Genomic DNA, 24,467 nt, shown 5'->3' with positions numbered 1-24,467 from the left:
CGGGCCGCGGTCACCGGGCGAGCAGCTCCTCGAGTGCGCCGTCGATGCCCAGCCGGCCGCCCTCCGTCCCCGGCGGCACCACCCGCAGCGTCCGCTCCAGCCACGCCGACACCTGCGCGACCGGTGCCCGCAGCAGCGCGTCGCCGTCCGGGGAACTCAGCGCCAGCAGGACGACCCGGTGCCCGTCCGCCCTCGCCGGCCACACCCGTACGTCCCCGTCCCCGCACGGCCGGAACACCCCCTCCACCAGCAGCTCGCGGGCGAACGTCCAGCTGACCGGGTCCTCGGAGTCGATGTGGAAGGTGACGTGGACGGCGTAGGGATCATCGGAGCGGTAGTCCAGCCGGGCGGGGACCGGGATACTCCGTTCCGGCGACAGGATGAGCCTCAGCTCCAGCTCCCGTTCCACCACGGTGTGTCGCATGACCTGGGTTCCTCTCCGGTCGGGGCCGCTCGGACCGGGCCCGTACCGGGGGAGAGGCGGCGGAGACCGGGTCATTACGCGGGTTCGGGGGGTTTCTCGGCGCCGTGCCCGGGGGACGGGCACGGCGTTACCCGGAAAGGAGTGGGTCCTGCGGGAGTGGCGGTGGGGGATGCCCGGGTCTGATAGATGTGGAGGCTCCCATCCCACCCCCGAGCAGATACGGGACGACGGACATGAGCGCCCCAACCCCGGCCGCAGGTGACGACAGGCCCCGCGAGGGCTACTACCCGGACCCGTCCATCCCCGGCTACGTCCGGTACTGGAACGGCACCTCCTGGATGCCCGGCACCAGCCGCCCGGCGCCGCGGGACGGCGAACAGCTCATCCCGCCGGCCGGCATCCGCCCCGCGGCCCCGTCCGTCGAGGAGACGGGCCCCCACTTCTTCGACGAGGACCCGGCCGAACCCGTACGGCAGCCGCACTCCGGCCCGACCGGTCCCGCCGCCCCGTGGCCCCACACGGACGACGAACAGGACGCGAAGAGCGCGCAGTGGGGCCGGCCGGCCGATCCGGGCGGGTCGGACGGGCCGGGGACGTTCGGCGCGTCCGCCGGGGGCGGGGCGTTCGGCGGCACCGGTGGGTCCGGTGTGCCCGGTGGGTTCGGTGACACCAGCGGGTCCTTCGCGTCCGGAGCGGGTGGTGCGCCGGGTGGTGCGCCGGGCGCGTCCGGCGTCCCGGGGCCGGGAGAGCAGTGGAGCGGGGGCGGACAGCCGGACGGACCGGCCCAGCCCGGCCACCCGGGCCTCCCGAGTCAGTCCGGCCACCAAGGCCATGCGGGCTTCCCGGGTCAGTCCGGCCACCCAGGTCACGCGGGCCTCCCGGGTCAGTCGAGCCACGAAGGTCACGCGGGCCTCCCGGGTCAGTCCGGCCACCCTGATCACCCCGGCCACCCGGGCCTCCCCAGTCAGTCCAGCCACCACGGCTTCCCCGCCCAGTCCGGCCACGCCGACCATCCAGGCCTCCCCGGCCTCCCGAGTCAGTCCAGCCACGCCGGTCACAGTGCTCACCCCAGCCTCCCCAGTCAGTCCGGGCATCCCGGCATCCAGGGTGACGCCGGGCGGGCCGACGGCTGGGGGGTGGATCCCCGAGTCCCGGCCGGGCCGGCCGATGGCCGGGTCGGCGCCCGTACCGAAGGCGCCGCGACACCCCCGGCGGAGGACGAGGCCCCGGACCCCGGCACCTTCCTCTTCCGGCGCCCGATCCCCGGCCCGGCGGCCCGCACGGACGACGGCACGATGACCTTCCGCCCGGTACCGCCCGGCCCGGCCGGGGCGACCGGCGCGGAGGGCGGCACGTCCGGCGGCCCGGATTCCGGTCCGGCCGGTTTCGGCACCCAGGGCCCGGTCGGCGCACCCCCGCCGACGACCCCCGCCTCCTCGCCCCCGGCCGGCAACCACGGCTTCGGCGCCGGAAAGGCCGCCGCCGCCCGCGCCACCGCCGTCCCGGCGGCCGAGGCCCCGCAGAACGTGCAGGGCGCGCGGCCGGGCCCGGGCGCCCCCGCCGTCACCCCGCCCGTGCCCCCGCAGCCCGGTGCCCCGGCCACCCCGCTGACCAGCGGCGCCGGCGGCGGCCAGTCGTCCTGGGCGCAGCAGGTGCACCGGCTGGCCGGGGGCGGGGACGAGCAGCCGCCGGCGCCGTGGAAGCCTCCGGTGGAAGACGTGTTCCAGGCCGCCGCCCGCCGCCAGGCGGCCGCGCGGCCCGCCGGGCTCGGCAAGCGGTTCGCGGCCCGGCTGATCGACCTGCTGGTGCTGGGGGCCGTGACGGCCGCCGCCGCGGTGCCGCTCGGTCTGCGGGCCGCGGACCACGTGCAGCAGAAGATCGACGCGGCCAAGCTGTCCGGCCGTACCGTCACCGTCTGGCTGCTCGACGGCACGACGGGTACCAGCCTCGGCATCGTCCTCGCCGTCCTGCTCCTCGCCGGAGTCCTCTACGAGGTGCTGCCCACCGCTCGCTGGGGCCGCACCCTCGGCAAGAAGGTGTGCGGCCTCCAGGTGCGGGACATCGAGGGGCACGAGCCCCCGGCGTTCGGCCCGGCGCTGCGCCGCTGGCTGGTGTTCAGCGTGCCGGGGCTGCTCGTCGTCGGTGTCGTGGGCATGCTGTGGTGTCTGTTCGACCGGCCGTGGCACCAGTGCTGGCACGACAAGGCGGCCCACACGTTCGTCGCCGGCTGACGCGGCACGGACGGCCGTAGTCCGTACGGCCGCCCTCCGGATGCGGCGCCGGAAGGGCCGCGGTGCACTCGGGCCATGATCAGCGAACCGCCCTCCGGCTCCGGATATCCGCCCCCGCCGTCCGGCGGCGGCCCGACACCCCCGTACGGCGGCGGCCCGTACGACGGCGGTGGCGGCCCCGGTCACCCCGGCGACCCCCTGGCCGGCATGCCCCCGCTCGCGGACAGCGCCCGGCGGACGCTCGCGAGGATCATCGACATGGTCCTCGTCCTCGTCCTCGTCTGGCTGCTCACCTGGGCCTTCGGACTGCGGGCGTACTCCGTCGACAACGACCGCATGCAGGTCGGCCGGTCCTTCGCCCCGGCCGTCATCATGGCCGTGCTCTACGTCCTCTACGACACCGTCATGATCAGCAGATCGGGGCAGACCCTCGGCAAGAAGTGGCTCGCCCTGCGGGTGGCCGACCTGGCCGACGGCACCACCCCCTCCGTGCGGACCGCGCTGATCCGCTCCCTGGTGCTGTGGCTGCCGTTCGCCTTCTGCTGCTGCTGCCTGTGGACGGCGATCGCGGGCGGATGGAGCTTCTTCGACAAGCCGTACAAGCAGGGTCTGCACGACAAGGCGGCCAGGACGGTGGTGGTCAGCACCGGTTGAGACCGGCCGGCCGGTCGCCGGGAGGGGCGCGCGGACACCGCGGGGGTGAGCGACCGCGCGCGGGGTCGGGTCAGAAGGACGTGGGGACGCGCTCCTCGGCCGGTGCGGTCTCGGCGGGTGCCTGCGCCGGGCGGGACCGCGGGGCGGGGGCCGTCAGGGCGACCAGCAGGCCCAGGGCGAGGGCGGCGAGGGCGATGACGCTGATCCCGACGACCGAACTCGCCTGCGACAGCAGCAGCATGGCGAACGTCGAGAGGATCACGGTGCAGACACCGTAGGCGAGCTGTGCGGCGGTCGGACGAGGCATGGCAATCGGTCCTCGGCGGTTTCGGGGATGGGGTGCCGTGGGGCTCTCTTGGCGTGCATGCCCGAGCGGGACGCCCGGTAAGCGCGGCCTAACCCACGGTACCGGTGCACAGGGGGCGCACGGAGACATCCGTCTCGCCGGACGGGCGGCTCCCTGCGCCGGTCGCCGGGGCGACACGTGTCCGTAAAGCGAACGCCACCTCCGCATAGTGCAGTTGTTCTGCTCAAGTCAAGGTCTGTCTTTTCCGTCAAACCTCTAGTCAAATGTCGTCACTTGATACACGCGTTGATCGAGCGCGCACGGATTCCTCCATGCCCTGGAAACCCCTGTCCGTGCGCGCGGCGCGGGGGAGGAACTCAAGTGACCAGCAGATCCTGGACGTTCAGAGCGGCCGCCATCGGCGTGACGCTCGCGGCGGCCTCCGCCACGTTCGCCACCTTCGCCGTCGCGGAGGCGGGCACGCAGCGCCCGGCCGCGGCCGCCAACCGGCACGACCCGGCTCCGGTGAAGCAGCAGAAGCACGACCTGGACGGCCCCCTGAGCAAGACCCAGGACGCCCAGCGCCAGGAGGCCTTGAAGCAGCTCATATCGGGCAAGGCCACCGCGCAGGACCGTAACGGCTCCAAGGTCGTCAAGCTCAAGAGCAGCAAGAGCCGGAGCAAGTACGTCGAACTGAGCCGCGAGAAGACCGACAAGATCTTCACGATCCTCGTGGAGTTCGGGAACCAGACGGACCCCAAGTACGGGGGCACCGCGGGCCCGCTGCACAACACGATAGCCGCGCCGGACCGCAAGAAGGACAACTCCACGGCCTGGCAGAAGGACTACGACCAGAAGCACTACCGGGACCTCTACTTCGGCACCGGCAAGAAGACCGAGTCGCTGAAGAAGTACTACGAGAAGCAGTCCTCGGGCCGCTACTCGGTCTCCGGTGAGGTCACCGACTGGGTCAAGGTCCCCTACAACGAGGCCCGTTACGGCAACAACGCGTGCGGCCAGACCAACTGCCCGAGCGTGTGGAACGTCGTCAGCGACGGTCTGAAGGCCTGGGTCGCCCAGCAGAAGAAGGCGGGCAAGTCCGACGCCGACATCAAGGCGGACCTGGCCAAGTACGACCAGTGGGACCGCTACGACTACGACGGCGACGGCAACTTCAACGAGCCCGACGGCTACGTCGACCACTTCCAGATCGTGCACGCCGGTGAGGACGAGTCCGCGGGCGGTGGCGCGCAGGGCAAGGACGCCATCTGGGCGCACCGCTGGTACGCCTTCGGCACCGACGCCGGCGCCACCGGCCCCACCAGCAACAAGCTCGGCGGCACGCAGGTCGGCGACACCGGCATCTGGGTCGGCGACTACACCATCCAGCCGGAGAACGGCGGCCTCGGCGTCTACGCCCACGAGTACGGCCACGACCTCGGTCTGCCGGACGAGTACGACACCGCCGGCGGCGACAACTCCACCGGTTTCTGGACCCTGATGTCGTCCGGCTCCTGGCTGGGCACCGGCAAGGAGTCCATCGGCGACCTGCCCGGCGACATGAACGCCTGGGACAAGCTCCAGCTGGGCTGGCTGAACTACGACAGCGCCAAGGCGGGCAAGCAGTCCACACACAAGCTCGGCCCCGCCGAGTACAACACGTGGGACAAGCAGGCCCTCGTGGTGTCCCTGCCGGACAAGGCCGTCACCACCACGATCACCCAGCCCGCCGAGGGCTCGACCCAGTGGTGGAGCGGCAGCGGCAACGACCTGAAGAACACGCTGACCCGGACCGTGGACCTCACCGGCAAGTCGTCGGCGAACCTCAGCCTGGACGGCTGGTGGGCCACCGAGGAGGGCTACGACTACGTCTACACCGAGGTGTCGACGGACGGCGGCGCCAACTGGACGGCCCTGGACGGCACGGCGGACGGCCAGGCCCTCCCGCGTGACGCCAGCGGCAAGCCGGCGCTGACCGGCTTCTCCCAGACGCACAAGAAGCTGTCGTTCCCGCTCGATGCCTACGCGGGCAAGAAGATCGACGTGCGCTTCCGCTACGCCACCGACGGCGGTGTCGCGGAGAACGGCTTCACGGCCGACGAGATCACCGTGACCGCCGACGGCGCCCCGGTCTTCTCGGACAACGCCGAGACCGCGGACGCCGGCTGGACCGCGGCCGGCTTCTCCCGGGTCGGCGCGTCGTTCACCAAGAACTACGCCCAGTACTACATCGCCGAGAACCGCCAGTACGTGTCGTACGACAAGACGCTCAAGAGCGGCCCGTACAACTTCGGCTTCGCGTCGCGCCCCGACTGGGTGGAGCACTACCCCTACCAGAACGGCCTGCTGGTCTGGAAGTGGGACACCTCCCAGGCGGACAACAACACGAACGAGACCAACGGTCACCCGGGCACCGGTCTGATCCTGCCGGTCGACTCGCACCCGAAGGCGCTGAAGTGGGCCGACGGCACGCTGCTGCGCAACCGCGTCCAGGCGTACGACTCCCCGTTCAGCCTCTACGGCACGGACGGCATCACCCTGCACAAGGCCGACGTCGCCCTGAAGATCAAGGCGTCGAAGGGTGTCCCGGTCTTCAACGACCACACCGGCACCTACTACGACGCCTCGAACCCCACCGGTGGCGTCAAGATCACTGACACCAACACCAAGATCGCGATCGTCAAGGAGGCCAAGGACGGCTCCACGATCCAGCTCAAAGTCGGCCCCGCGGTGAAGTAGTCCACATCACCGCAGGTCACAGGCGTATCGGCGGCAACCCCCTGGCGGGTTGCCGCCGGTCGTGTTTAGGTGCGTCCTGTGGACCGCTTATTGACACCGACCCGGACGGGGATGTGACCGCATGGCCGCTGGAGGCTTCTGCAAGCTGCCGGACGCCACGGTGGTGGTGGCACTGAACCTGCCGAGCCCTGCCGGAGTGCCGGCCGGGGTGCGGGTCCTGGTGCACGCCCGGAACCGGGCCCGGGCCCTGACCCGGCTGCGCAACCTGGGGCTGCGGGCGGTGTACCTGCGGGGCAACGCGCTGCCTCCCACACCGGACGAGGTCACGGCGGTGCTGCACCATCCCGACGGCCTGATATGGCGCACGGCCGCGGACAACGGTGTCACCGTGACGGAGCTGTGGCAGCCGATCAGGGCCCTGCTGCGCCGGCCCGCCGCGCGCGCCTGAGCCCGCCGCCCGGTCAGACGGCGGGCTTGCCGGTCAGCTCCACGCCCGCCTCGCGCAGCTCCCGCAGGGCGCGCGCCGTGGTCTCCTCGGCGACGCCCGCGGTCAGGTCCAGCAGCACGTGCGTACGGAAGCCCTCCCGCACGGCGTCCAGCGCGGTGGCGCGCACGCAGTGGTCCGTGGCGATGCCGACGACGTCCACCTCGTCGATCTCCCGGGAACGCAGCCAGTCGGCGAGCCCGACCCCGTTCTCGTCGGTCCCCTCGAACCCGCTGTACGCCGCCGCGTACGCCCCCTTGTCGAACACGGCGTCCACCGCGCCGGAGGCGACGGCGGGGGCGAAGTTCGGGTGGAAGCCGACACCCTCCGTGCCCGCGACGCAGTGCGCGGGCCAGGAGCGGACGTAGTCGGGGTCGTCCGCGAAGTGGCCGCCGGGCGCGATGTGATGGTCCCGGGTGGCGATCACATGGCGGTATCCGGTGCCCGCCGCCTGGCCGATCAGCTCGGTGACGGCGGCGGCCACGTCCGCACCGCCGGACACCGCGAGGCTGCCTCCCTCGCAGAAGTCGTTCTGGACGTCTACGACGATCAGGGCGCGGCGCATGGCGGGTGTCCTTCGAGTGAGGAGGCAGGTGACTGAGACTAGGGACTTACCGGCCGGTGCGGGAGGGGGCGGACGGCGCTCCCGCTCCCGGCCGTGTCGTCCTAGCTACCCGAGCCCCCGTGGACGTACTCCGTCGGAAGGACGGGTTCCCCCCGGGACAGCTGGGTGGCGGACAGCGGCAGCTTCGCGCGGACCGCGATGTGGCGGTCGCGCGGCACGTCCAGCGGCTCGCGGGCGATCACCTCGCCGCCCTTGACCAGCTGGACCTGGAGCTCGCGGCCGGCCAGTCCGGGCGGGACCGGCCCGGTGCCGACGACCTCGGCCTCCGGGACGCCCTCCGCGTCGGTGCGGCGCGCGGCCCACTTGCGTCCGCCGATGGAGGTCTTGCCGCCGCTGGACTTCTTCGCGACCGGCACCAGCGGCGCCTTCGGGTCGGCGGTCTCGGCGCGGGCGACCAGCTTGTAGACCATGGACGCGGTCGGGTGCCCGGAGCCGGTGACCAGCTGGGTGCCGACGCCGTACGCGTCCACGGGCGCGGCGGCCAGCGAGGCGATGGCGTACTCGTCCAGGTCGGAGGTCACGACGATCTTGGTACCGGTCGCACCCAGCTCGTCCAGCTGCTGGCGCACCCGGTGGGCCACCAGCAGCAGGTCGCCGGAGTCGATGCGGACGGCGCCCAGCTCGGGTCCGGCCACCTCCACCGCCGCACGGACGGCCTCGGTGACGTCGTAGGTGTCCACCAGCAGGGTCGTGCCACGGCCGAGGGTGTCGACCTGCGCCTGGAAGGCGTCGCGTTCGCGGTCGTGCAGGAGAGTGAAGGCGTGGGCCGAGGTGCCCACGGTCGGGATGCCGTAGCGGAAGCCCGCGGCCAGATCGGAGGTGGTCGTGAAGCCGCCGATGTACGCGGCCCGCGCGGCGGCCACGGCGGCCAGCTCGTGGGTGCGCCGGGCGCCCATCTCGATCAGCGGGCGGTCACCGGCGGCGGAGGCCATGCGGGAGGCCGCCGCGGCGATCGCCGAGTCGTGGTTGAGGATGGAGAGGATCACGGTCTCCAGCAGGACGCACTCGGCGAAGCTGCCCTCGACGCGCATGATCGGCGAGCCCGGGAAGTAGACCTCGCCCTCGGGGTAGCCCCAGACGTCGCCGCGGAAGCGGTAGCCGGCCAGCCATTCCAGGGTCTCTTCGTCGACGATCCCCTGCTCGCGCAGGAAGCCGAGCACGCCGGCGTCGAAGCGGAAGTTCTCGACCGCGTCCAGGACACGCCCGGTGCCGGCCACCACGCCGTAGCGCCGCCCGTCCGGCAGCCGCCGGGTGAAGACCTCGAACACGCTCCGCCGTTCGGCGGTGCCAGCCCTCAGCGCGGCCCGCAGCATGGTCAACTCGTACTGGTCCGTGAAGAGTGCCGTCGAGGGAACATCCACCGGCAGCCCAAGGTCCGCTGTGTTCATGGCAAGATAGTACCCCCATCTCGTCAGTGTGACGATTTATCGCGCGCGTGGCAGCATGGGCCCTGTGACGTCACCCGCGCCCGTAGAGACCGAACGCACCGAGTCGGCGGAGGAGGTCTTCGCCGTACCCGAGCCCGACGTCCCCTGGGTCACGATCGTCCACAACGACCCGGTCAACCTCATGAGCTACGTGACGTACGTCTTCCAGACGTACTTCGGCTACTCCAAGGACAAGGCCACCAAGCTCATGCTCGATGTCCACCACAAGGGCCGGGCGGTCGTCTCCAGCGGGAGCCGCGAGGAGATGGAACGCGACGTGCAGGCGATGCACGGTTACGGTCTGTGGGCCACCCTTCAGCAGGACCGGAAGTAGCGACCGACCACATATGTCCGGACACTTCGAACCGCTCCCCGGCGGCGGCGCGGCCGTCGCGCTCGACGACGTCGAGATCTCCATCATCCGGTCCCTGGCCGTTCAGCTCCTTGAGCTGATCGGCCCCGGCCCCGGTGCCGACACCCCCGACGACCCGCTCGCCGAGCTGTTCGCCGAGGGGCCGAGCGAGCCGCCCGCGGACCCGGTGCTGCGCCGGCTCTTCCCGGACGCCTACACCGATCCCGAACAGGCCCCCGCCTCACCGGCCGACGCCGAGGAACGGCAGGCGCACTCCGCCGAGTTCCGCCGCTTCACCGAGAACGACCTGCGCGCCGGCAAGCGGGAGAGCGCGCTGACGGTGATCCGGACCCTGGACGCGCTCGCCCCGGTGGACGAGGGCGGGGCGGTGCTCGAGCTGTCCCCGCAGGAGTCCCGGCAGTGGCTCGGCGCCCTCAACGACCTCCGGCTGGCGATCGGCGCCCGCCTGGAGATCACCGACGAGGACGACACCGACCTGCTCTACCGGCTCCCGGAGGAGGACCCACGCAAGCCGATGGTGCTGGCCTACCTGTGGCTGGGCGGTCTCCAGGAAACCCTGGTCACGACCCTTATGCCGTAATCCGGTCATTTCTCTCCGTTACCGTTCGCTCAGAGGACGCTCAAATCCGGATAACGATCCCGTCACCGTTGCGGCCGGTTTTGACGCGTTCGGGCTCTTTTTGTCCGCTTCTTCTTGTGTGATGCACCACACCGCACCCCTGTGATCAGTGTTGCGGCCGTGATAAATCTTCACGACCGCCCGGCGAAGACCACCCATGTCTCGGCCGGGTGCGCCACCGAGCCGACGACCGTCGGCCAGGCAACAGCTCCAGAAATCCAGGGGGATCGAGACCCGGTCCGAGGCCGACGAAAGGCCCGGATCGGCATGGAGAAAGGCGCACCACACATGACCTCAGCGCAGGTCGACCAGCATCGCGACGGCAATGAGGCCGTGCGGGCCGAGGATCACGAGGGCGGCGAGGGGTATCAGCGCGGGCTCGGTTCCCGCCAGATCCAGATGATCGCCATCGGCGGTGCCATCGGCACCGGCCTGTTCCTCGGCGCGGGCAAGGGCATCTCCAAGGCGGGCCCCAGCCTCATCCTGGCGTACGCCATCGCGGGCCTCGTCATCTTCTTCATCATGCGGGCGCTCGGCGAGCTGCTGATGTACCGCCCGGTGTCGGGTTCGTTCTCGGAGTACGCGCGCGAGTTCATCGGTCCGTTCGCCGGCTTCGTCACCGGCTGGACGTACTGGCTGTTCTGGGTGGTCACGGGCATCACCGAGGTCACCGCGGCCGCCGCCTACATGACGTACTGGTGGAACATCCCGCAGTGGATCTCGGCGCTGATCTTCACCGTCGTCCTGTACGGCGCCAACCTGATCTCCGTGAAGCTCTTCGGTGAGCTGGAGTTCTGGTTCTCCATGGTCAAGGTCACCGCCATCATCGGCATGATCCTGATCTGCGCCGGCATCCTCACGATCGGCTTCTCCGACGCCGGTGACACCGCCTCCGTCAGCCACCTGTGGAACGAGGGCGGCTTCTTCCCGCACGGCGTCGGCAGCACCCTGATGACCCTCCAGATGGTCATGTTCGCCTTCCTCGCCGTCGAGCTGGTCGGTGTGACCGCGGGCGAGTCCAAGGACCCCAAGACCGTGCTGCCCAAGGCGATCAACACCGTGCCGTGGCGCATCGCCGTCTTCTACGTCGGCGCGCTGATCATGATCCTGTCGGTCGTGCCGTGGACCGCCTTCCACCCGGGTGTCAGCCCGTTCGTGGCCGCGTTCCAGAAGATGGGCCTGGCCGCCGGCGCCGGCATCGTGAACTTCGTCGTGCTCACCGCGGCGCTGTCCTCCTGCAACTCCGGCATGTACTCCACCGGCCGCATGCTGCGCGACCTCGCGCTCAACAGCCAGGGCCCGAAGGTCTTCACCCGGCTGACGTCCAGCGGCACCCCGCTCGTCGGCACGTCGGTCTCCGCCGCGCTGATGCTGGTCGGCGTGTGGATCAACTACCAGTGGCCGGGCAAGGCGTTCGACTACGTGGTGTCCTTCGCCACCATCTCCGGCATGTGGGCGTGGATCGTCATCCTGTTCTGCCAGATCCGCTACCGCGCCAAGTCCGACCGCGGTGAACTGCCCCGCTCGGAGTTCCGTGCGCCGGGCGCCCCGTTCACCAGCTGGTTCGCGCTCGCCTTCATCGGCATGGTGATCGTCATGATGGGCATCGACAAGGACGCCCGGGTCTCGCTGTACTGCGCGCCGCTGTGGGCCCTGATCCTCGGCGTCGCCTACCTGGTGCTCAAGCGCCGCAACCCGGAGGCCGCGGCCTTCCGCAAGCGCTGAGGACCCGAGGCACCCCGGAGCACACCTCCCCGGGACGTCCGGCCGCCGGGAGCACTCGTGGCGCCCCCGGCGGCCGCCGCTCAGGACGTCCGGCATGTGGGCCGTCCCGTACCGACCCCCGGTACGGGACGGCCCCTCTGCTTATCCTGACCCCCATGCTGACCATCACCCAGGCCCTGTACGACCGCATCGTCGCCCACGCGCGCGAGGACCACCCCGACGAGGCGTGCGGCGTGGTCGCCGGCCCGGCGGGCTCCGGCCGCCCCGAGCGGTTCGTCCCGATGCTCAACGCGGCCCGCTCGCCCACCTTCTACGAGTTCGACTCCCAGGACCTGCTCAAGCTCTACCGCCAACTGGACGACCGCGACGAGGAGCCGGTGATCATCTACCACTCCCACACCGCGACCGAGGCCTACCCCTCCCGCACGGACATCTCCTACGCCAACGAGCCCGGCGCCCACTACGTCCTGGTCTCCACGGCCGACACCGACGGCGCCGGCGAGTTCCAGTTCCGCTCGTTCCGCATCCTCGCCGGTGAGGTCACCGAGGAGGAGGTCAAGGTGGTCGAGGCGTACCCCTCCCCGTGACCCCGGAAGCGCCTCGTCTCACGAAGTGAACGAATCACGTCCGGGATATGGGAACACCCTCCGGGAAACGTCGCGGGAATCGATACGATGAGCCCATGGTTTTCCACGACGTGAGCGAGAAGACGCCGGGCACGCTGCTCGTGGCGCGGCTGCACGTCGACCTGTGCAGGCTCGCCAGCGCCATCTGTTGACGCCGGCCCTGCCGCCGTACGGCCGTGAGCCGCGGCGTCCAGACCCGCGTACGCCACCCGTGCGCCCCGCGCCGCCGCGCGCCCACCGACCCGACACCTTCCGACAGGAGCCCTGAGCCATGGCCATCGAGGTCCGCATCCCCACCATCCTCCGCACGTACACCGACGGCCAGAAGGCGGTGGAGGGCAGCGGGAACACTCTCGCCGAGCTGTTCGCCGACCTCGAGGCCCGGCACGCGGGCATCCAGGCCCGCATCGTGGACGGCGACCAGCTGCGCCGCTTCGTCAACGTGTACCTCAACGACGAGGACGTCCGCTTCCTGGACGGCATCAACACCAAGCTGTCCGACGGCGACAACGTCACGATCCTGCCGGCCGTGGCCGGCGGCATGCGCTGATCGGCCGCTGACCAGCGATGCGTTACGACTCCCCGCTGGCCGCGGTGGGCAACACCCCCCTGGTGCGCCTGCCGCGGCTGTCGCCGTCCTCCGAGGTCCGCCTCTGGGCCAAGCTGGAGGACCGCAACCCCACCGGCTCGGTCAAGGACCGTCCCGCCCTGCACATGATCGAGCAGGCGGAGAAGGACGGCCGGCTGACCCCGGGCTGCACCGTCCTGGAGCCCACCTCCGGCAACACCGGCATCTCCCTCGCCATGGCGGCCAAGCTCAAGGGCTACCGCATGGTGTGCGTGATGCCGGAGAACACCTCGCAGGAGCGCCGCGAGCTGCTCGGTATGTGGGGCGCCGAGATCATCCCCTCACCGGCCGCCGGTGGCTCCAACACCGCCGTACGCGTGGCCAAGGAGCTGGCCGCCGAGCACCCGGACTGGGTGATGCTCTACCAGTACGGCAACCCGGACAACGCGGGCGCCCACTACGCCACGACCGGCCCGGAGATCCTCGCCGACCTCCCCTCGATCACCCACTTCGTGGCCGGGCTCGGCACCACCGGCACCCTCATGGGCGTCGGCCGCTACCTGCGCGAGCACAAGCCGGACGTCAAGGTCGTCGCCGCCGAACCCCGCTACGACGACCTGGTGTACGGGCTGCGGAACCTCGACGAGGGCTTCGTCCCGGAGCTGTACGACGCCTCCGTGCTCACCACCCGCTTCTCGGTCGGCTCCGCCGACGCGGTCACCCGCACCCGCGAACTCCTCCAGCAGGAAGGCATCTTCGCGGGCGTCTCCACCGGCGCGGCCCTGCACGCGGCGATCGGCGTCGGCAGGAAGGCCGTCCAGGCGGGCGAGAGCGCCGACATCGTCTTCGTCGTGGCCGACGGCGGCTGGAAGTACCTCTCCACCGGCGTCTACACGGCGGCCACCACCCAGGAGGCCATCGAGACGCTCCAGGGCCAGCTCTGGGCGTAGGGGATCCGACCGCGCCGGTGGTACGTCACATCCGTACCAGGGACCGGACACCGGCAGAAAGGCGGACCCCATGCGCCGTACGACGCCCCTCGCCCTCACGGCGGCAGCGCTGCTCCTCGCGGGCTGCGGCTCCGGGCAGGCGGACACCGGGAGCGGCGGCAAGGCGTCGGCGCCGCCGTCTCCCACCCGGTCCGCGGGGAACTGCACCGGCCACGCGGAGCTGACGGCCGCCGACCACGGCCGTACCGTCTGCGTGGCCCGGGGCGGTGAGCTCCGCCTCACCCTGGACGGCACCCGGGCCCGCCCGTGGAAGCCGGTCAGCGCGAGCGGTACCGCACTGCGGGGCATCGACGCGGGCTTCGTCCTGCGGCCGGGTGACGCGACGGCCGCGTACCGGGCGGTGGCCGCCGGCACGGTGCGGCTCACCTCGTCCCGCCCGCTGTGCGCCGAACCCACCGCCCCGCACCAGGTCTCCTGCAAGGGCATCGAGGAGTGGACGGTGACCGTGCGGGTGGGTTAGCCCGCCGGATCAGCCCGCGAGGTGGCGTACCTGGTCCCACAGGACCGGGTCGACCACGCCCACCCGGCGCCGGAAGTGGCCCACCGGGACCTCGCGCAGCTCGTCGGTCTCCAGGAAGCTGGGCCGGCCCCGGGCGTCGCCGACCGCGCCCGGCGGCAGCGGGATCACCCCGCTGCGCTCGTCGTGGTACTTGCTGGTGATCTTCGCGACCGTGGCCCGGTCGCCGCGCACGGCCAGCACCAGGCAGGGCCGGTCCTTCACCGCGGCCCGGTCCTCGTAGGGCACGTCCGCCCACCAGATGTCGCCGGGGGAGGGCCGTGCCGCGTGCGCCGTCCGCGTGCCCGCCCGGCCCGGGGGCCGCAGCCGGCGCCCGCCCGGCCGGCGGCCCCGGCCCCAGCCGTCGACGAGCGTGGCGACCAGCGCCAGCAGTACCACCGCCGCGAGCGCCAGCCACCAGGACGTGTCCATACGACGACGTTACCGGCGCGCGCCGCACATTGCGCGCCCTCCGGTGAATCCCCCGCCCCCGGTCCAGCCGAACCGGTGACAGCACAGGTGAGTTCGCCCACAACGGCCCCTGGCGAAGGAGCGACCCGTGCTCGCGCGCCTTACGCTCGACGCACCGCACGACCCCCGTCAGCCCCCATCCTGACCGGCCTTCCCGTCCCGCCCACCGGTTTCCCGCCAGCGGAGGTTTCTGCTTCATGAAGCTCACCGTCGTCGGCAGCTCGGGGTCGTTCCCGTCCGCGGAATCGGCCTGTTCGAGCTACCTCCTCGAGGCCGACGGCTTCCGGCTGCTTCTCGACATGGGCAACGGCGCCCTCGGCGAGCTCCAGCGCCACTGCGGTCTCTACGACCTCGACGCGATCTTCCTCAGTCATCTGCACGCCGACCACTGCATCGACATGTGCGCCTACTTCGTGGCGCGCTACTACCGCCATGACGGCGGCCGGTGCGGGCCCGTCCCGGTCTACGGCCCCGAGGGCACCGAGCACCGGCTGACCACGGCCTACGCGGACACCCCTTCCGCCTCCTCCATGAGCGAGGTCTTCGACTTCCACACGGTCAAGCCGTCCACGTTCGACATCGGCCCGTTCACCGTGCACACGGAGCGGGTCCGCCACCCCGTGGAGGCCTACGGCATCCGGGTCGAGCACGGCGGTACGTCGCTGACGTACTCCGGCGACACGGGCGTCACCGCGACGCTGGACGAGCTGGCCCGGGACACCGACCTGTTCCTGTGCGAGGCCGCGTTCACGCACGGCAAGGAGAGCATTCCCGACCTGCACCTCAACGGCCGCGAGGCGGGTGAGACGGCGGCCCGCGCGGGCGCCCGCCGCCTGGTGCTCACCCACATCCCGCCGTGGACCGACCCCCTGGTCAACCTGCGGGACGCCCGCGAGGTGTTCGCCGGGCCGGTGGCGCTGGCGGCGCCGGGACAGACGTACGACATCTGAAGCCGGCATGCGCGGGGCCCCGGAACCGTCCCGGTTCCGGGGCCCCGCGCGCTGTCCGGGCCGGCCGGGCTACTTGCCCTCGGCCTTCTGGAGTTCGGCCAGTTCCTCGTCCGACTCGCGGCCCGGCGTGGGCAGATCGAACCGGGTGATCGCGAAGCGGAAGACCACGTAGTAGACGACCGCGAAGCACAGACCGACCACGACCAGGCCCCACGGGTTGCTGGCGATGCCCAGGTTCAGGCCGAAGTCGACCACGCCCGCCGAGAAGCCGAAGCCGTCCTTCATGCCCAGCGCCCAGGTCAGCCCCAGCGAGAGGCCGGTGAGGACCGCGTGGATGGCGTACAGCACCGGCGCGATGAACATGAAGGTGAACTCGATGGGCTCGGTGACGCCGGTGACGAAGGACGTCAGCGCCAGCGAGAGCATCATGCCGCCGACGACCTTGCGGCGCTCGGGCCGGGCGCAGTGGACGATGGCCAGGCAGGCGGCCGGCAGGGCGAACATCATGATCGGGAAGAAGCCGGTCATGAACTGGCCCGCGTGCGGGTCGCCGGCCAGGAAGCGCGCGATGTCACCGCTCTTGCCGTGGTACTCGCCCGCCTGGAACCACGGGAACGAGTTCAGCAGGTGGTGCATGCCGATCGGGATCAGCGCACGGTTGGCGACACCGAAGATGCCCGCGCCCACCGCGCCCGAGCCGACCAGCCACTCGCCGAAGTTGTGCAGGCCCGTGCCGAGGACCGGCCAGATGTAGCCGAAGACGATGCCGAGGAGGAGACCGGCGAAGGCCGACAGGATCGGGACGAGACGACGGCCGCCGAAGAAGCCCGCCCAGTCGGGCAGCTTGGTGCGGTAGAAGCGCTGGTACAGCAGGGCCACGACTATGCCCATCACCACGCCGCCGAGCACCTTGGCGTCCACCGGGGCGTCCACCATGGCGACCTTGCCGTCGACGACGGTGGCCACCTTCGGCAGGTTCTTGTCGGTGAACGTGCCGAGCACGTTCTTGAAGACCAGGTAACCGGTGACCGCGGCGAGGGCGGTCGAGCCGTCCGACTTCTTCGCGAAGCCGATGGCGATGCCCACCGCGAACAGCAGCGCCATGTTGTCGAGGATGGCGTTGCCGCCGGCGGCCATGAAGGACGCGATCTTGGTCAGGAAGGCCGGGAAGGACGGTCGTCCCAGCATGTCGGTGTTGCCGAGGCGCACCAGCAGGGCGGCGGCCGGCAGCACGGCGACCGGCAGCATCAGGCTGCGCCCGATACGCTGGAGGACGGCCATCACACCGGCGCCCTTTTTCTTCTGGTCGGCCGCGGGAGCGGCGCTGGCCGTGGTCACAACTTCCTCCGGTAGGCAGGGCGCCGCCCGGGAACCGAGGAGGGGGACGGCAGCGTCTCTGGTCTACACCACTCAGTGGTGTAGACCTGTTGTAGCACGATGAACGCGGGATAAGGAACCCACGATTTCGCGGTCGCGGCGCTACACCGCGTACTCGTCCGACCGGCCGCCCGGCCCCGCTCACCGCACGTTGTCGCGGTCCATCTCCTCCGCCACCTCGGCCGGTTCCCGTCCCGGCGTCCGCAGGTCGAACCGCGTGATCGCCAACCGGAAGACGGCGTAGTACACGGCCGCGAAGGCCAGGCCGATCGGGATGATCGCCCACGGCTTCGTCGCGAGGTTCCAGTTGATGACGTAGTCGATCAGGCCCGCGGAGAAACTGAAGCCGTCGTGCACCCCGAGCGCCCAGCTCGCCCCCAGGGAGACGCCGGTGAGCACCGCGTGGACGGCGTACAGCGCGGGCGCGACGAACAGGAAGGAGTACTCCAGGGGTTCGGTGATGCCCGTCACGAACGACGTCAGCGCGACCGAGAGCATCAGGCCGCCGACCTCCTTGCGGCGCTCCGGCCGGGCGCAGTGCGTGATCGCCAGCGCGGCGGCCGGCAGCGCGAACATCATGATCGGGAAGAAGCCCGTGGTGAACTGGCCGGCGTGCGGATCGCCCGCCAGGAACATGTTGATGTCCCCGTGCACGGGTTTGCCGCCCGGTGGCGTGTAGGTGCCGAACTGGAACCAGACGGGCACGTTCAGGAACTGGTGCAGGCCGATGACGAGCAGCGCCCGGTTGGCCAGGCCGAACAGGCCGGCGCCCCACGCGCCCAGGTCCCGCAGCCAGTGCGCGAAGCTCTCCAGGGCGTCGCCGACCGGCGGCCAGACCCACAGGCACAGGGCCGCGAAGACGATCGCGGCGAACGCCATGATGATGGGGACGAGCCGGCGGCCGTTGAAGAAGCCGAGCCAGTCCACCAGCCGCGTGCGGTGGTAACGGGCCCAGAAGAAGGCCGTCAGCAGACCCATCACGATGCCGCCGAACACCCCGGGGTTCTGGAAGGCGAACGGCGTCACCGCGCCGACGCCCGCCCCCACGCTCACCTGGCAGCCGACGTCCGGGACCGTCGTGGAGCCGCCCGGGCACCGCTGGGGGAACTGGTGCAGGACGTTGTAGTAGACGAGGAACCCGGCCACCGCCGCCAGCGCCGTGGAGCCGTCCGACTTCCTCGCCATGCCGATCGCGACGCCCACGCAGAACAGCAGCGGCAGGCCGAGGGAGCCGTCGAGCAGCGCGCCGCCCGCCCCCTTCATGACCTTCGAGACGTCGGTCCAGCCCAGGCCCTGGGCGCCGAACACGTCGGGCTGGCCCAGCCGGTTCAGGATGCCCGCGGCCGGCAGCACCGCGATGGGCAGCTGAAGGCTGCGGCCCATCTTCTGGAGGCCCTGGAACAGCCGGTTGACGTGGACCCGGGCGGGGCTCACCGCGCTCTCGGCACTCATGGCGTCCTTTCCGGGGCGCCCGACCGGGAGGCGGTTTGGCGACCTTCCCCAGGGTGGTGTAGACCAGTCGGCGGACGGTTCCGCTGTCGTGAACGCCATCATTCGGCACGGACGGCATGACCGCTCGCGAAGATGGGCCAACTGTGGGTTACTGCGACAAAGCGGTTCGGATCAGGGAGAAGGAACATGGCCAGCAAGGCTGAGAAGATCGTTGCCGGGCTCGGCGGCATCGACAACATCGAGGAGATCGAGGGCTGCATCACCCGGCTGCGCACCGAGGTGTCCGACCCCGAACTCGTCAACGAGGCCGCCCTGAAGGCCGCCGGTGCGCACGGCGTCGTCCGGATGGGCACCGCCATCCAGGTCGTCATCGGCACCGACGCCGACCCGCTCGCCGCGGAGATCGAGGACATGATGTGAGCACCCCGGCTCACCGGTGAACCCGGTTCACCCCCGAGGGGCTCTTCCCGATACGGGAGGAGCCCCTTCCGCCTGTGCCGATAGGCTCGTCGGCATGTCTCGCATCGACGGCCGTACCCCCGAACAGCTCCGCCCGGTGACCATCCAGCGAGGATGGAGCAAGCACGCCGAGGGCTCCGTCCTCGTCTCCTTCGGTGACACCCGGGTCCTCTGCACCGCCTCCGTCACCGAAGGCGTCCCGCGCTGGCGCAAGGGCAGCGGCGAGGGCTGGGTCACCGCGGAGTACGCCATGCTGCCCCGCGCCACCAACACCCGCGGCGACCGCGAGTCCGTCAAGGGCAGGATCGGCGGCCGCACCCACGAGATCTCCCGGCTCATCGGCCGCTCCCTGCGCGCCGTCATCGACTACAAGGCGCTCGGCGAGAACACCGTCGTCCTCGACTGCGACGTCCTCCAGGCCGACGGCGGCACGCGCACGGCGGCCATCACCGGCGCCTACGTCGCCCTGGCCGACGCCGTCGCCTGGGCCCAGGGCAGGAAGCTCGTCAAGGCCGGCCGCCAGCCGCTCACCGGCACCGTGAGCGCCGTCTCCGTCGGCATCGTCGGCGGCGTCCCGCTGCTCGACCTCTGCTACGAGGAGGACGTGCGCGCCGAGACCGACATGAACGTCGTCTGCACCGGCGACGGCCGCTTCGTCGAGGTCCAGGGCACCGCCGAGGCCCAGCCCTTCGCCCGCGCGGAACTCGACGCCCTGCTCGACCTCGCCGTCGCCGGCTGCGCCGACCTGACCACACTCCAGCAGGCCGCCCTGGCACGGACCCAGGAGAGCTGAGCGGTTCCGTCCGGCGGCGGGCGCGGACGCCGCCGGACGGGCGGTGCCACCGGCGGGCGCCGGGGCCGGACGGTATCCATTCCCAGCCGCTCGGCCCCGGCGCCGGGGGCATGGAGGGCCGCCGTCACCGGGTGACGTTCCAGCGGCCGTCGGTGCCCGGCACGCCCGGGGAGACGGTCAGGGCGCGGTCGGGGGTGCGGCCCGTCCACCGCGCGGGACCTCGAACCCCCGGACGCCGGTGGCAACCCGGCGGGGCTCCGCGGCGTCCCTGTGAGTACGGGCGCGCGTGCCATCGGCGTGCGCCCGGCCAGCCGTACCAGGGAGGGGACCCCATCATGGCCGCCAGCCGACGCGCACGCCGGCGCCGCGTGACCGCCATCGCCGCCGCCGTGGCCGCCGCCGCGCTCACCGCCGGCCTCACCACCGGCTGCGACGCCGTGAACAAGGCCCTGGACTGCGTGCAGTCCGCCGACGCCATCGCCGACAGCGTCACCGACCTCCAGCAGGCCGTGGAGAACGCCGCCGACGACCCCTCCCGGACCGACGCCTCGCTCGACTCCATCGAGAAGAGCCTGCGCAAGATCGGCGACAAGACGGACGACACCGACGTGAACAAGGCCGTGGACGACCTGAACCAGGCCATCGGCAACGTCCGCGCCGCCATCCGCGACGGCGACCACACCCCCGACGTCGGCCCCGTCACCGACGCGGCCGGCGAACTGACCAAGGTCTGCACGTCGTAGCGGCGTAAGGGGGGCCGTGGGCGCCCGCGTCGGTGCGGGGCGCCTCAGTGCTCCCCGCCGCGGTACCGCTCCCGCTCCGGCCGTGCGTCCCGGCGCCCGGCCCGGCGCGCCCGGCCCAGCTCGTGCCGCTCGGCGCGGCGCGCGTGCCGCAGCTCGTGCCGGGACTCCCTGCGCTCCAGTTTCTCCCGGCGCCGCCGCTCCCTCAGCAGCTGCCGCTCCGCGCGCGAAAGCTTGCGTTCCACACCGACCCCGCCCCAGAACGCGAAACCGCCGACGACCACCCGCGGGGCGTCCGGCGCGGGCGGACCGCCGTCCGCCGGATGCTCGAAGGCGCCCATCACACCGATCCCGCGCACGACGACCTCGACCTCCGGCGGCACGACGATCTGGAGGCCGCCCATGACCGCCACGCACACGATCTCGACCTCACGGTCCGCGAAGTCCGCGTCCCTGAGATCGATGACGCCGCCGCCCATGAACGCGAAGCAGCTGAACCGTTTCGGCATCGTCCAGCGGCCCTTGCGCTCGAACCCCGACAGGATCGCGACCGCCGTCGAGGACGCCGGCCCCCCGGTGATCCGCTGCGCCCAACGACCGTCTCCCACCGGCGCCTTGGTGAAGGAGACCGGGGCCGGCGCCACGGTGCCGGCCCCGGGCAGATCGCGGGTCAGCGGTGCCAGCTCCCCGTACGTCCGCGCGGTGTAGGCCGCCTCCAGCCGCTCCTCGAACTCCTCCATGACGAGCCGTCCCTCGGCCAGGGCGTCCCGCAGGATCTCGGCGACTCGCTCACGGTCGGCGTCGGACGCGCGGAGGTCCGGGGCTGCGTCGTCGCTCATGGCGACACCCTACGAGACGGCCCTCTCCGCGTACATCCTGGCGATGACGGCCTCGATGTCCGGTTCCCGCACCGACAGATCCACCAGCGGGTACCGGGCCGCCAGATCCGCCACCAGGGGCGCCGCCGACTGCCCCGCCGGGAACGCCAGCCACTGCCGCGGCCCCTCCACCCGCACCACCCGCGCCGACGCCACCTCGACCGGCGGCAGTTCCCGCTCCAGGTCCACCACCAGCGTCCGCTCGCTCTCCCCGGCCTCGTGCAGCCCGTCGAGCGAGCCGTCGTACACCAGCCGCCCGTGGTCGATCACCATCACCCGCGAACACAACTGCTCGATGTCCTGGAGGTCGTGCGTGGTCAGCAGCACCGTCGTACCGCGCTCGGCGTTCACCTCCCGCAGGAACTCCCGCACCCTGGCCTTCGACACGACGTCCAGACCGATCGTCGGCTCGTCCAGGTACAACACCTCCGGATCGTGCAGCAGCGCCGCCGCGATGTCCCCGCGCATCCGCTGCCCCAGCGACAGCTGCCGCACCGGCACGTCCAACAGGGCTCCCAGATCCAGCAGTTCCACCAGCCGGTCCAGGTTCTGGCGGTAACGGGCGTCCGGGATGCGGTACATGCGGTGCGCCAGCCGGTAGGAGTCGGCCAGCGGCAGGTCCCACCACAGCGTGGTCCGCTGCCCGAACACCACCCCGATCCGGTGCGCCAGCCGCGCCCGCTCCCGCGCCGGGTCGATGCCGGCCACCCGCAGCCGCCCCGCGCTCGGCGTCAGGATGCCGGTCAGCATCTTGATCGTGGTCGACTTGCCCGCGCCGTTCGGCCCGATGTACCCGACCATCTCCCCGCGCCCCACGGTGAACGAGATCGAGTCCACCGCCCGCACCTCGTGCCGCTCCCGCTTGAGGAACCCGGCCTTGCGGCGCACCTCGAAGACCTTCTCGACCTTCTCCAGTGCGATGAACTCACTCACGCTAACTCCCTGTGCCGCGATACGAACTCAGTCCCGCCCGCCAGGCCAGCCCCGCCAGCGCACAGCACCCCACCGCCACCAGCGGCGAGGTGAACGCGGTCCACGTCGGCAGGTCCAGCGGATACGGCCGCCCCAGCACGTAGCACGCGGGCAGCCAGTTGACGAAGGCCAGCGGCAGCACGAACGTCACCCCGCGCACCAGCTCCTTCGCGAACACCGACGGCGGATACTGCAACAGCGTCGTACCGCCGTAGGTGAAGGCGTTCTGCACCTCCGAGGCGTCCTGCGCCAGGAACTGGAACGCCGCCCCCGCCACGAACACCGCGGCGAAGATCCCGAAGCCGCTCACCACGATCACCGGCATCAGCAGCACCTTCGGCACCGTCCACGCGATGTCCAGGCGGGTCAGCGACCAGCCCAGCACCAGCGCCCCCTGCGTCACCCGGCCCAGCCGGCGCAGCGCGAACCGGTCGGCCGCCACCTGCGCCAGCACCGGCGCCGGCCGCACCAGCAGCGTGTCCAGCGTGCCGTCCCGCACCCGCCGCCCCAGCCGGTCCATCGAGCCGATCACCAGATCCGCCAGCCCGAACGAGGTCCCGGACAGCCCGTACAGGAACGCCACCTCGGGCAGCGAGTAACCGCCCAGCGTGTCCACCCGGGAGAACATCAGCATGATCGTGACGAAGTCGAAGAAGGTCGCCGCGAAGTTCCCGAAGGTGGTCATGGCGAACGACGCGCGGTAGGCCATCGTCGACCGCACCCACATCCCCGCCACCAGCCGGTACGCCCGCACCCACGCGGCCAGGCGCTCCAGCGCCCCCGGCACCGCCGGACTCCCCTCAGCCACCCTGCACCACCACCCGGCGCGTCGCCGCCGACTGCACCAGCCGCCCCGCGCCCAGCAGCACCGCTGCCCACGCCGCCTGGAACAGATAGGTGGGCAGCGGGTCCCCGTGCCCCAGCAGGATGTCCGCCGGCGCCTGGAGCAGCGAGGACCACGGCAGCGCCCGTACGACCTCGCCGAACGCGCCCGGGAACACGTTCAGCGGCAGCAGCATCCCGGAGCAGAAGTACCCCAGCAGCCACGCCATCTGCCCCACGCCGGTGCCGTCCAGCAGCCAGAACGCGCTCAGCGCCACCAGGTACCGGATGCCGAAACCCACCAGCATCGCCAGCAGCACGGCGACCAGGAAGGCCACCCAGGTGCCGGCGTCGGACGGCAGGTACACCGGGAAGCACAGCGCGCCGAACAGGAACGGCACGAGCCCCCGGCCGAGCAGCTGGAACAACGCCCGGCCCAGGTCGGCCGCCAGCCACCACAACTGGAGGTCGGCCGGCCGGTACAGGTCGATCACCACGTCCCCCGTACGGATGCGCTCGATCAACTCCTCCTCGACGCCGCCGCCCCCGATCGCGAGCGTCGACAAGAACGCCTGGCCGAGCCAGACATAGGTGACGACCTGCGCCTGGTCGTACCCGCCGAGGTGCGGCTTCTGGTCCCACAGCGCGCGGTAGGTGTAGACGAGGATCAGCCCGAAGGCCGTGTTCGTGAACACCCCTGCCGCAGTGGCGGCCCGATAGGTCGCGTACCGTCTGAAGCCCCCTGCCGCGACGGCCGCATACAACCGTCCCGCACCCACGCCAGTCGACCTCCCCGGACTGCTCGACACCGAAGCGCAGGAGCCTAGTCCGGAGCCCCGGCGGTCGGCCACGCATTATCCGGCCGGAAGCGTGCCGGAATCCGGGAACGGAACGCCAGGTGCGAGAGTCTTCAAACAGGGGGCGCAGAAGGCGTAAGGCGTACGAGGCGTACGGGAACGTACGACGCGAAACAGGAGTCCGTGCACGACATGAGCGACGAGCCGCAGCCGCAGCAGCCGAACGAGGGCGCGGCACCGAAAAAGCCGCTGCCGGCTGAAGGGTCCGGGAATCCGGGGCGCCGCGAGCCGGGCGGGGGGACGAGCGGGTCCGACGACACCGCGGGGCGGCCGCCCCGCGAGTCCGCCGCCCGCCGCCCGCACACCACGACCGGCCCGGCCGGCCCCACGAGCTCCGGCAGCGGTGCCGGTCCCGGGCCCCGCGGTGCCGAGGGCACCCGGGCGGGCACCCCCGGACCCGACGCCGACC

At 71.6% G+C, this 24,467-nt stretch carries 27 protein-coding genes; 16 read left to right on the top strand and 11 right to left on the bottom strand.

The genetic code is table 11. The annotated features are described in order from the left end of the window. Positions 1-10 precede the first annotated feature (10 nt). Complete coding sequence (locus tag AB0F03_RS14460; protein WP_361990614.1) at positions 11-424, bottom strand: SsgA family sporulation/cell division regulator; 414 nt, start codon at positions 422-424, stop codon at positions 11-13. 233 nt (positions 425-657) lie between these two features. Between AB0F03_RS14460 and AB0F03_RS14455 the strand changes: the two genes are divergently transcribed. Next, positions 658-2,655 (top strand): RDD family protein, encoded by a 1,998-nt coding sequence (locus AB0F03_RS14455; RefSeq protein WP_361990611.1) that lies wholly within the window; start codon positions 658-660, stop codon positions 2,653-2,655. 75 nt (positions 2,656-2,730) lie between these two features. Continuing rightward, the gene (locus AB0F03_RS14450) at positions 2,731-3,309 is read left to right on the top strand and encodes an RDD family protein (protein ID WP_361990608.1); all 579 of its coding nucleotides are present in this window, start codon (positions 2,731-2,733) and stop codon (positions 3,307-3,309) included. Positions 3,310-3,379: 70 nt separating this feature from the next. Here the strand turns inward: AB0F03_RS14450 and AB0F03_RS14445 are convergent, their stop codons facing one another. Further along, on the bottom strand, positions 3,380-3,616 hold the full coding sequence (locus AB0F03_RS14445) for a hypothetical protein (RefSeq protein WP_361990605.1): 237 nt from the start codon (positions 3,614-3,616) through the stop codon (positions 3,380-3,382). A 360-nt stretch (positions 3,617-3,976) separates the two neighbouring features. Here AB0F03_RS14445 and AB0F03_RS14440 point away from each other — a divergent pair, with 360 nt between their 5' ends. Together AB0F03_RS14440 and AB0F03_RS14435 are read left to right on the top strand one after the other, a co-directional pair. Beyond that, positions 3,977-6,334: an immune inhibitor A domain-containing protein gene (locus tag AB0F03_RS14440; RefSeq protein ID WP_361990602.1), complete on the top strand. Its 2,358-nt coding sequence runs from the start codon at positions 3,977-3,979 to the stop codon at positions 6,332-6,334. Between the two features lie 121 nt (positions 6,335-6,455). Beyond that, positions 6,456-6,782, top strand: a complete 327-nt coding sequence (locus AB0F03_RS14435; RefSeq protein ID WP_361990600.1) for a hypothetical protein — start codon at positions 6,456-6,458, stop codon at positions 6,780-6,782. Positions 6,783-6,795: 13 nt separating this feature from the next. Here AB0F03_RS14435 and AB0F03_RS14430 read toward each other — a convergent pair whose 3' ends face one another. Together AB0F03_RS14430 and AB0F03_RS14425 are read right to left on the bottom strand one after the other, a co-directional pair. Continuing rightward, positions 6,796-7,383 (bottom strand): nicotinamidase, encoded by a 588-nt coding sequence (locus AB0F03_RS14430; RefSeq protein ID WP_361990597.1) that lies wholly within the window; start codon positions 7,381-7,383, stop codon positions 6,796-6,798. Positions 7,384-7,484: 101 nt separating this feature from the next. Next, complete coding sequence (locus tag AB0F03_RS14425) at positions 7,485-8,831, bottom strand: nicotinate phosphoribosyltransferase (RefSeq protein ID WP_361990594.1); 1,347 nt, start codon at positions 8,829-8,831, stop codon at positions 7,485-7,487. 55 nt (positions 8,832-8,886) lie between these two features. On the opposite strand from AB0F03_RS14425, the gene clpS reads away from it, so the two are divergent. The 8 genes from clpS (at position 8,887) to AB0F03_RS14385 (ending at position 14,251) form a co-directional block, all read left to right on the top strand. Next, positions 8,887-9,204, top strand: a complete 318-nt coding sequence (clpS, locus tag AB0F03_RS14420; RefSeq protein ID WP_301973997.1) for an ATP-dependent Clp protease adapter ClpS — start codon at positions 8,887-8,889, stop codon at positions 9,202-9,204. 13 nt (positions 9,205-9,217) lie between these two features. Beyond that, entirely contained in the window at positions 9,218-9,823 is a 606-nt protein-coding gene (locus tag AB0F03_RS14415; RefSeq protein ID WP_361990590.1) for a DUF2017 domain-containing protein, read from the top strand. Positions 9,824-10,150: 327 nt separating this feature from the next. Beyond that, positions 10,151-11,587: an amino acid permease gene (locus AB0F03_RS14410; protein ID WP_361990588.1), complete on the top strand. Its 1,437-nt coding sequence runs from the start codon at positions 10,151-10,153 to the stop codon at positions 11,585-11,587. Between the two features lie 155 nt (positions 11,588-11,742). After that, positions 11,743-12,174: a M67 family metallopeptidase gene (locus AB0F03_RS14405; protein ID WP_361990585.1), complete on the top strand. Its 432-nt coding sequence runs from the start codon at positions 11,743-11,745 to the stop codon at positions 12,172-12,174. Between the two features lie 95 nt (positions 12,175-12,269). Further along, positions 12,270-12,365 (top strand): putative leader peptide, encoded by a 96-nt coding sequence (locus AB0F03_RS14400; protein WP_328363763.1) that lies wholly within the window; start codon positions 12,270-12,272, stop codon positions 12,363-12,365. Between the two features lie 119 nt (positions 12,366-12,484). Next, the gene (locus AB0F03_RS14395; RefSeq protein ID WP_356823868.1) at positions 12,485-12,763 is read left to right on the top strand and encodes a MoaD/ThiS family protein; all 279 of its coding nucleotides are present in this window, start codon (positions 12,485-12,487) and stop codon (positions 12,761-12,763) included. A gap of 17 nt (positions 12,764-12,780) precedes the next feature. Beyond that, complete coding sequence (locus AB0F03_RS14390; protein WP_361990581.1) at positions 12,781-13,731, top strand: cysteine synthase; 951 nt, start codon at positions 12,781-12,783, stop codon at positions 13,729-13,731. Positions 13,732-13,801: 70 nt separating this feature from the next. Then, complete coding sequence (locus AB0F03_RS14385; RefSeq protein ID WP_361990579.1) at positions 13,802-14,251, top strand: hypothetical protein; 450 nt, start codon at positions 13,802-13,804, stop codon at positions 14,249-14,251. A 9-nt stretch (positions 14,252-14,260) separates the two neighbouring features. On the opposite strand, the gene AB0F03_RS14380 is transcribed toward AB0F03_RS14385, so the two are convergent. Next, positions 14,261-14,719, bottom strand: a complete 459-nt coding sequence (locus AB0F03_RS14380) for a type II toxin-antitoxin system PemK/MazF family toxin (RefSeq protein WP_361990577.1) — start codon at positions 14,717-14,719, stop codon at positions 14,261-14,263. Positions 14,720-14,955: 236 nt separating this feature from the next. Between AB0F03_RS14380 and AB0F03_RS14375 the strand changes: the two genes are divergently transcribed. Next, positions 14,956-15,708 carry an MBL fold metallo-hydrolase gene (locus tag AB0F03_RS14375; RefSeq protein WP_361990574.1) on the top strand — a complete coding sequence of 251 codons (753 nt, stop codon included), beginning with the start codon at positions 14,956-14,958 and terminating at the stop codon, positions 15,706-15,708. 69 nt (positions 15,709-15,777) lie between these two features. Here the strand turns inward: AB0F03_RS14375 and AB0F03_RS14370 are convergent, their stop codons facing one another. Then, entirely contained in the window at positions 15,778-17,046 is a 1,269-nt protein-coding gene (locus AB0F03_RS14370; protein ID WP_361990571.1) for a PTS transporter subunit EIIC, read from the bottom strand. 180 nt (positions 17,047-17,226) lie between these two features. Further along, positions 17,227-18,537: a PTS transporter subunit EIIC gene (locus AB0F03_RS14365; protein ID WP_361990568.1), complete on the bottom strand. Its 1,311-nt coding sequence runs from the start codon at positions 18,535-18,537 to the stop codon at positions 17,227-17,229. A gap of 186 nt (positions 18,538-18,723) precedes the next feature. Between AB0F03_RS14365 and AB0F03_RS14360 the strand changes: the two genes are divergently transcribed. The 3 genes from AB0F03_RS14360 to AB0F03_RS14350 all read left to right on the top strand — a co-directional run bounded on the left by AB0F03_RS14360 (position 18,724) and on the right by AB0F03_RS14350 (position 20,532). Then, the gene (locus tag AB0F03_RS14360; protein ID WP_356823861.1) at positions 18,724-18,957 is read left to right on the top strand and encodes a PTS glucose/sucrose transporter subunit IIB; all 234 of its coding nucleotides are present in this window, start codon (positions 18,724-18,726) and stop codon (positions 18,955-18,957) included. A 94-nt stretch (positions 18,958-19,051) separates the two neighbouring features. Then, positions 19,052-19,789, top strand: coding sequence for a ribonuclease PH (gene rph / locus AB0F03_RS14355; RefSeq protein WP_361990565.1), 738 nt, complete (start codon positions 19,052-19,054; stop codon positions 19,787-19,789). A gap of 335 nt (positions 19,790-20,124) precedes the next feature. Continuing rightward, positions 20,125-20,532 carry a hypothetical protein gene (locus AB0F03_RS14350; protein WP_361990562.1) on the top strand — a complete coding sequence of 136 codons (408 nt, stop codon included), beginning with the start codon at positions 20,125-20,127 and terminating at the stop codon, positions 20,530-20,532. 44 nt (positions 20,533-20,576) lie between these two features. Here AB0F03_RS14350 and AB0F03_RS14345 read toward each other — a convergent pair whose 3' ends face one another. Genes AB0F03_RS14345 through AB0F03_RS14330 form a run of 4 tightly spaced genes read right to left on the bottom strand, consistent with a single transcriptional unit; the run spans position 20,577 to position 23,980 of the window. Beyond that, positions 20,577-21,368, bottom strand: a complete 792-nt coding sequence (locus tag AB0F03_RS14345) for a DUF1707 domain-containing protein (RefSeq protein ID WP_361990559.1) — start codon at positions 21,366-21,368, stop codon at positions 20,577-20,579. A 9-nt stretch (positions 21,369-21,377) separates the two neighbouring features. Beyond that, a complete protein-coding gene (locus AB0F03_RS14340; protein WP_361990556.1) occupies positions 21,378-22,340 on the bottom strand; it encodes an ABC transporter ATP-binding protein in 963 nt (320 codons plus the stop codon). Position 22,341: 1 nt separating this feature from the next. After that, positions 22,342-23,187, bottom strand: a complete 846-nt coding sequence (locus tag AB0F03_RS14335) for an ABC transporter permease (protein ID WP_361990553.1) — start codon at positions 23,185-23,187, stop codon at positions 22,342-22,344. Then, on the bottom strand, positions 23,180-23,980 hold the full coding sequence (locus tag AB0F03_RS14330) for an ABC-2 family transporter protein (protein WP_361990550.1): 801 nt from the start codon (positions 23,978-23,980) through the stop codon (positions 23,180-23,182). The genes AB0F03_RS14335 and AB0F03_RS14330 overlap by 8 nt, the downstream gene beginning before the upstream one ends. Between the last annotated feature and the right edge of the window lie 487 nt (positions 23,981-24,467).

Source organism: Streptomyces sp. NPDC028722 (assembly GCF_040637655.1).
Classification (GTDB): Bacteria; Actinomycetota; Actinomycetes; order Streptomycetales; family Streptomycetaceae; genus Streptomyces.
The sequence above is the reverse complement of the archived record's forward strand: the minus strand, read 5'-3'. Positions and strand labels throughout refer to the sequence as shown.